Annotated in this window: 3 protein-coding genes; 1 reads left to right on the forward strand and 2 read right to left on the reverse strand. The window is 76.5% G+C overall.

Going from position 1 to position 5,162, the window contains the following annotated elements; genetic code table 11:
* The first annotated feature begins 27 nt into the window (after positions 1 to 27).
* Positions 28 to 2,436 carry a heavy metal translocating P-type ATPase gene (locus AC0CYZ_RS05540; protein WP_472213138.1) on the forward strand — a complete coding sequence of 803 codons (2,409 nt, stop codon included), beginning with the start codon at positions 28 to 30 and terminating at the stop codon, positions 2,434 to 2,436.
* Positions 2,437 to 2,446: 10 nt separating this feature from the next.
* Here the strand turns inward: AC0CYZ_RS05540 and AC0CYZ_RS05545 are convergent, their stop codons facing one another.
* Both AC0CYZ_RS05545 and AC0CYZ_RS05550 read right to left on the reverse strand, forming a co-directional pair.
* Entirely contained in the window at positions 2,447 to 3,214 is a 768-nt protein-coding gene (locus AC0CYZ_RS05545; protein WP_472213134.1) for a DsbA family protein, read from the reverse strand.
* 164 nt (positions 3,215 to 3,378) lie between these two features.
* The coding region (locus AC0CYZ_RS05550; protein ID WP_472213136.1) for a cytochrome c oxidase assembly protein at positions 3,379 to 5,162 on the reverse strand (1,784 nt) is incomplete at its 5' end.

Genomic DNA, 5,162 nt, shown 5'->3' on the forward strand with positions numbered 1-5,162 from the left:
ACCGCGTCGACCACCCCGACCGCGTCCGTGTCGCCCACCCCGTCCGCCCGCGTCACCGAGCTCGCCGTCACCGGCATGACGTGCGGCGCGTGCACCTCGCGGATCGAGCGACGCCTCGGGAAGCTCGCCGGCGTCACCGCCGAGGTGAACCTCGCGACCGGCCGCGCCCGGGTGACCCACGACGGCGAGCCCGAGGTCCTCGTGCGCACGGTGGAGAAGCTGGGCTTCGGCGCGTCGGTGGTGACGACGTCGGGTGCGGCGGTACCGGCCGAAGGTGCCCCTCGTTCGGTAGAGCCGACCGAGGGGGCCCTTCGCTCGGGCGTGCCCGCCCCGCGCCCGACGAGCGAGGGGGTGCTCCGCTCGATAGAGCCGACCGAAGGGGCCCTTCGCTCGGAATCCGAGCCCGCCGAGCCGCGCGCCGAGGACGACCCCGAGGTCGCCGACCTGCGCCAGCGCGCCCTGATCTGCCTCGCGCTGAGCCTCCCGGTGATCGCGGTCGCGATGAACGTGTTCTGGCAGTTCCGGTACTGGCAGTGGTTCTCGCTGGTGCTCGCGACGCCGGTGGTGTTCTGGGGCGGCCTGCGGTTCCACCGGGCGGCGTGGCGGCACCTGCGCCATGGGTCGCTGACGATGGACACCCTGGTCTCGGTCGGGGTGCTCTCCGCGTACGGCTGGTCGGTCGGGACGCTCTTCCTCGGCGAGGCCGGCCTCGGCGGGGTCCACCACGGCCTCTCGCTCGTCCCGGCGCCCGACCTCTGGGGCGGCACCCGGACGATCTACCTCGAGGCCGCGGTCGCGATCGTCACCGCCGTCCTCGTCGGGCGCTGGATCGAGATGCGCGGCCGGAAGAAGGCCCTCGCGGCGGGCGGGGCCGGGGCCGACGAGCACGCCACGCCCGACGCGACCCTCGTCGTCGGCGACCGTGCCCTGCGCGTCCCCGTCGACAACGTCCTGGTGGGCGACCACGTGGTCGTCGCCGGCGGGGACGTCGTGCCGGTCGACGGGGTCGTGGCCGAGGGGAGCGCCACCCTCGACGTCGCCGCCATGACCGGCGAGTCCGTGCCCGTCGAGGCCGCCGTCGGCACCCGCGTGCTCGCCGGCACCCGGTGCGCGTCGGGACGGCTCCTGGTGCGCGCGACCGGCGTCGGCGCCGACACCCAGTGGGCGCGCCTGACCCGGCGCGTGCAGGACGCGCAGCTCGGCAAGGCCTCGGTGCAGCGGCTCGCGGACAAGATCGCCGGCCGCTTCGTCCCGGTGGTGCTGGTGCTCGCCGCCTACACCTTCGGCTTCTGGTGGTTCGCCGACGCCGACGCGGGCTTCGCCACCGCCGCCGCCATGGCCGTGCTCGTCGTCGCCTGCCCCTGCGCGCTCGGCCTCGCGACCCCGACGGCGCTGGCCGTCGCCGCCGGTCGCGGTCGTCGCCTGGGCATCCTGCTGCGCGGGCCGCAGGTGCTCGAGACGTCGCGGAAGGTCGACACCGTCGTGCTCGACAAGACCGGAACGGTGACGACGGGGCGGATGGGCCTGCGCTCGCTGCACCGTGCCGAGGACGTCGACGACGCCGCGGTGTGGCGCCGGGTCGTCGCGCTCGAGACCGACGTGGACCACCCGGTGGCCCGGGCGCTGGTCGAGGCCGGGCAGGGCACGGGGCGGCCCACCGCCGCCGTCCGGGACGTCGAGGTCGTCGACGGGCTCGGCGTGCGCGGCACCGTCGACGGGACCACCGCGCTCGTCGGGCGCCGCCGCCTCGTGGAGTCGGCGGGCGTGACCCTGCCCGCCGACCTCGACCACGCCCACCGCGAGGCCGAGGCGGCCGGCGCGACCGCGGTCGTCCTCGCCTGGGCCGACGACGACGGGTGCCTCGCCGCCCGCGCGGTCCTCGCCGTCGCCGACACCGTGCGGCCCACCTCGGCCGAGGCGGTCGCGCGGATGCGGGCCGCGCGCCTGCGTCCGATCCTGCTGACCGGCGACAACGCCGCGGCCGCCCGCGCGGTGGCTGCCGAGGTCGGGATCGCGCCCGAGGACGTCGTCGCCGAGGTGCTGCCCACCGAGAAGGCCGACGTCGTCGACCGGCTGCGGGGCGAGGGGCGGGTCGTCGCGATGGTCGGGGACGGCGTCAACGACGCGGCCGCGCTGGCCCGCGCCGACCTCGGTCTGGCCATGGGCGGCGGGTCGGCGCTCGCCGTGGACGCCGGGGACCTCACGCTGACCGGCGACGACCTGCGCGGCGTCACCGACGCGCTGCGCCTGGCCCGCCGGACCCTCTCGACGATCCGCGGCAACCTGTTCTGGGCGTTCGCCTACAACGTGGCCGCGCTGCCGCTCGCCGCGCTCGGGCTGCTCAACCCGATGATCGCGGGCGCCGCGATGGGGCTCTCGAGCGTGTTCGTCGTGGGCAACAGCCTGCGGCTGCGCCGGTTCCGTCCGCAGACCTGACGGGCCGCGCTCAGGAGTCCGCGGGGACCAGCTTGTCCAGGCGGGTGTCCCCGGGCTGGAGCAGGGCACCGTCGAGGACCATCGTCGGGGTGCCGAAGCCGGTCGCGCCCTGGCGCACGAGCTTCGGGTCGTGCGAGGCCTGGGCGAAGTTCGCGCCGACGTCCTTGGCGTGGACCCCGTTGCGCACGCAGGGCTCGAAGCCCGGGCCGGCGTTCAGCCGCTTGCCGAGGTCGACGATCTGGTCGACCGTCCAGGCCGTGCCGTTCTCCTCGGGCTGCGCGGTGTAGAGGCTGACGTGCAGGTCCGGGAAGATCCCGTTCTCGGCGCCGCAGAGCATCGCGTTGCCGCCGAGGGTCGAGTAGCCGGCCGGCTGCGAGCGCGCCTCGAGCATGTTGAGCAGGTGGTAGCGGATGCGCAGCGTCCCGTCGGACACCGCCTTCGCCAACCGCGCGCCGCCGCGGGACTCGAGGGCCTGGCAGGCGGGGCAGAGGGCGTCCTCGTAGAGGTCGAGGGTGTGCGGGCCGTTCTTGCCCTTCGGGGCCTTCGGGGCGCCCGCCACGACGACCCCGTCGTCGACGCTCGTGGGGAACTGCACGGCGGCGCGGGTGATGGGGATGGGGCCGACGGTCGAGGTGCCGCCCGAGGCGTCCGCGTCGTCCCGGCCGAAGAGCGTGCTGCCGATGACGATCGCGAGGACCCCGACCACCAGGATCCCGACGATCAGGGGCGTGCGGGACCCGGTGCCCCGGCTCTGCTGTGCGGCCGAGCGCTTGCCCATCCGGTGCCTCCCCGACGTCGGTGGTGACCTCTGTGAGGGGCAACGGCGGATCGCGCCGGGTGGTTGCGTGTCCTGCGGGGTGCGGTCGCCGGGCGGCGGTCAGCGGCGTCGCGCGGGCACCGTCGTGGGCCGGACGGCGCAATCGCGGCCGGTGGCCGGGGCGCTCAGGGCCGGCGGCTCGCCAGGTCGGTGAGCATCACCCGGTAGGCGTCGCCGTCGCGGTCCGACCGCGAGCCGTCCCGGTCGGAGCGCGACCACTGCACGAGCAGCGCGATCACCACGACGAGGAGGGGGACCTCGCCGGCGGCCCACGCGACCCCGCCGCCGAGGCTCTGGTCGGCCAGCAGGTCCGGCACCCACGGCAGCGCGAGGTCGCCGTAGAAGCGCTGCCCGATCACGGTCGCGGCCCCGAAGACCGCCACACCGAAGAACGCGTGGAACGGCATGGACGCGAGCAGCAGCGCCAGCCGGGCGACGTGGGGCAGGGGCCGGGGCGACGGGTCCACCCCGATGACGACCCAGAAGAACAGGTACCCGACGACGACGATGGTGAGGTTCATCAGCTGGTGCGCCCAGTGGTAGGGCAGCGCCGCGGCGAAGATCGGCGAGAGGTACAGCGCGTAGAACGACCCGACGAACAGCACGAGCGCGACGACGGGGTGGGTGAGCACCCGCACCACGGGGGCGTCGAGCAGCGAGGTCACCCACGCCCGGGGTCCGTCGAGCCCGCCGGCGTCGGGCACCGACACCGCGCGCAGCGCCAGCGTCAGCGGGCCGCCCAGCACGAGCAGGATCGGCACGGCCATCGCGAGCAGCATGTGGCTGCCCATGTGGATGCTGAACATCGCCATCGCGTACTCGCCGAGGCCGCTGGTCGTGGTCCACACGCCCAGCGCGCAGCCGGCGAGCCACGCGGTCGTGCGCCCGGGCGGCCACGCGTCCCCCCGGCGGCGCAGGCGCAGCACCCCCGCGACGTAGGCGGCGGCGAGCACGAGGCACACCGCGCCGGCCAGCAGGTTCGGGCGCCCGGGGCCGACCAGTCCGAACACGGTCGGCGGCCCCGGCAGGTCGAAGCCGACGAGCGTCTCCTGCGCGCTCGCGGGCCGCAGCAGCCCGGGCGGGAGCCCGCTCGCGGTCAGGCCGGCGGTGACGGCCGCGAGGCCCAGCGCGGTCAGGGTCCAGCCCGGGGGCAGGCGCGGGGCCACGAGCGGCACCGCGGCCAGGGCGACCAGCACGAGCGCGGCCGCCGCGATCCCGCCGTACAGCGTCGTCCAGCCGTCGCGCACCAACCAGAGATCGACCGTGGCGAGCCCGACGAGCGCGACCGGCGCGGCGACCCGGGCCACCCGTCCCGCCCGCCGGGCGACGACGTCGGCGTCGGGACGCCGGCGGGCGCGGTGCCGGGCGAGGGCGACCGTCGTCCCGAACCACACCGCGAGCGCGGCGGCGGCGAGCACGGCGGCGTCGGTCGCGATGTCGTGGCCCCCGCCGACGCTCGCGACGTGGCCGGTCGCGACGGGCGCGACGACGGCGAGCAGGGCCGGCGGCAGCGCGCCGACCGCGGTACGCCAGGAGAACGTCACCCGGCACATCACCGCGACGACGGCTGCGGCCACCGCCGCCACCAGGAAGCCCGCCGGTTCCTCGAGGGCGCCGACCGAGGCGAGGAAGGGGCTGGGCGCCGACAGGACCCGCGCGTCGCCGCCCACGCCGACCACGACCGTGAGCGGCACCGCGACCGACGCGGCCACCGCCCACACCGCGGCCGCGGCGCCGGCCCGGCGCACGGCCAGGTACCCGTCGGCGGACAGCGCCCGGGCCCCGGTGCGCGCGGGGAGCACGCCGATCGCGGCGACGAGGCTCCCGACGGTGAGCCCGGCCGCGAGCACCACGACCGCACGGACCAGCGGCACGGCGACCCGCAGCGCCTCCGGGGGCGTGCTGACTC

This window comes from Actinomycetospora sp. (genome assembly GCF_055612215.1).

Bases quoted from the DNA above. Each gene is read 5' to 3' on its own strand.
- AC0CYZ_RS05545 (WP_472213134.1), bottom strand. From the start codon at position 3,214: ATGGGCAAGCGCTCGGCCGCACAGCAGAGCCGGGGCACCGGGTCCCGC.